This is a genomic window from Pseudochelatococcus sp. B33, assembly GCF_053570585.1.
This window is the reverse complement of the sequence record NZ_JBSEFH010000071.1, coordinates 1-1,740: the sequence shown is the minus strand read 5'-3', so window position 1 is coordinate 1,740 and position 1,740 is coordinate 1. Positions and strand designations below refer to the sequence as shown.

2 protein-coding genes are annotated in these 1,740 nt (G+C 54.9%); both read left to right on the top strand.

Features of this window, described 5'->3' with window-relative positions; translation table 11 throughout:
* Window positions 1–76: 76 nt before the first annotated feature.
* Complete coding sequence (locus tag ACUSIJ_RS29560) at window positions 77–628, top strand: hypothetical protein (protein WP_449311993.1); 552 nt, start codon at window positions 77–79, stop codon at window positions 626–628.
* 32 nt (window positions 629–660) lie between these two features.
* On the top strand, window positions 661–1,569 hold the full coding sequence (locus tag ACUSIJ_RS29555) for a WD40/YVTN/BNR-like repeat-containing protein (protein ID WP_449311992.1): 909 nt from the start codon (window positions 661–663) through the stop codon (window positions 1,567–1,569).
* The last annotated feature ends 171 nt before the right edge of the window (window positions 1,570–1,740 follow it).

Genomic DNA, 1,740 nt, shown 5'->3' with positions numbered 1-1,740 from the left:
CCGACGTCGACATCACCGGCGGCACGCTTTCCAATGTCACGTTGAACAACGTCGTCCTCAACGGCGGTGACCTCTGATGTCTATCGCCTATCAGCACCCATTGAGGACGCCTGCCGAGATGCAGGCGCGGGTCTCGGCGGGGATACTGGTGCCCCGCCAGCTCTACGTGGTGCAGGACGGCGGCGCATATTACATCGTGCAGGCGCAGTCCGCTTCGACCTTCGAAGTGGTCGGTAGGGGTGCGGAATCCCCTACAGCCGCCATTGTCTCCGCCATCCACGCCGGTTTGGGCGCCGACGTATTTCTCTCCCCGGAGCTTGTATGGTTAGCGATGGCGCCTGTTGCGCTCACAGACGCCGCCACGATCGCACTCGACCTGTCGACCGGCATCAACTTCACGGTGACGATCAGCGGAAACCGGACGTTGGGCAACCCAACGAACGGAAAACCGGGGCAGCAGGGGACCATCACTATGTCGCGCTCGGCGCTCCAAACGCTGTCGTTCGCGTCGAACTGGAGGTTGTTTGGAAACGCCGACCTGCCAACTGACAGCGGCAAGGGATTCAAGGTGATCTACGACGTGATCACGACATCCCTTGTCCATGGCCACATCACGCCGGAGCTTTGACCATGGTGTTGCTCAGGGGGAGCCCCTGGTGGATGGCCGCGAAAAAGAAGGGCGGCCCGCCGCAGCTTGGAACATGGACCAAGCGCACCCCCGCGGGTGGATTCAGCGGCGCATTTCACGGCGCGGCTTACCATGACGGCGTTTTCCTGATTGTTGGCGATAATGGAGAGATACAGCAATCAGTGAATAACGGCGTGACGTGGAGCAGAATTACATCCGGTACTACAAATACTATAATAAAAATTATACATGATGGATCGGATTGGAGAGCTGTAGGCGTCAGCGGCATGCGATTGCATTCCAGCAATGGGGCGTCATGGACTGTAGGAAATATAGGATATACAGGCAGTTTTAATGGCACTATTGATTTCAATGGTCAGTATTATGTTATTGGTATGGGCAATGGCAGAGTATATAGAACCACTAATTTTACAGGGACATGGTCACAGATTACGAGCGGCGTTGGCACGGGCCGTATTTATGCTTCAGCCGCCAATGGCAGCGATATTGTGCACGTCAGCACTCCAAGTAGCAACTCGGGCATAAGGTACTCGACCAACAGCGGTCAGTCGTGGTCTTCGGTTTCTAACACGAATGTTGGTCATTTCGGCGCAGTCTATGGAGACGGTCTGTGGGTGGCAGTCGGCGCTGGAATTATCAGGACATCCACAAATTTGACGCAATGGACACAGAGAACTGTTCCGCCAGCATACAGAGGAAATAATCTGATAAATATCTTATATATTAACGGCATGTTTGTCGGTATATCAGACGCGGCGACTGGCGCATACTATTCATATGACGGTATCATCTGGCAACTATCTAATACAGGCATATCATCGTCAAATGGTATACAGCCAAACGGACTTACATCCAGCGATGATGTAGTTGTTGCCGTAGGCGTAGGTGGCGAAATCCTTACCTGTCAACTGGAGTATTAATCCGTGTCCTATCTAATCACTCGGAGCGGCGTGACTGAGCCGTTGCCATGGGGCAAGCCATTCCGCGATGCCTCCGACACGCTCCATCCATGGGCGATCATCGCCGCGTGGTCGGACGAGGAGCTTGCCGCAATCGGGGTGGCTCGCGAGGTTGCCCCTCCGCCCGACCCT

Excerpts from the sequence above, each read along its gene's own strand:
- ACUSIJ_RS29560 (WP_449311993.1), top strand. The coding sequence starts at position 77 with ATGTCTATCGCCTATCAGCACCCATTGAGGACGCCTGCCGAGATGCAG.
- ACUSIJ_RS29555 (WP_449311992.1), top strand. The coding sequence starts at position 661 with ATGGCCGCGAAAAAGAAGGGCGGCCCGCCGCAGCTTGGAACATGGACC.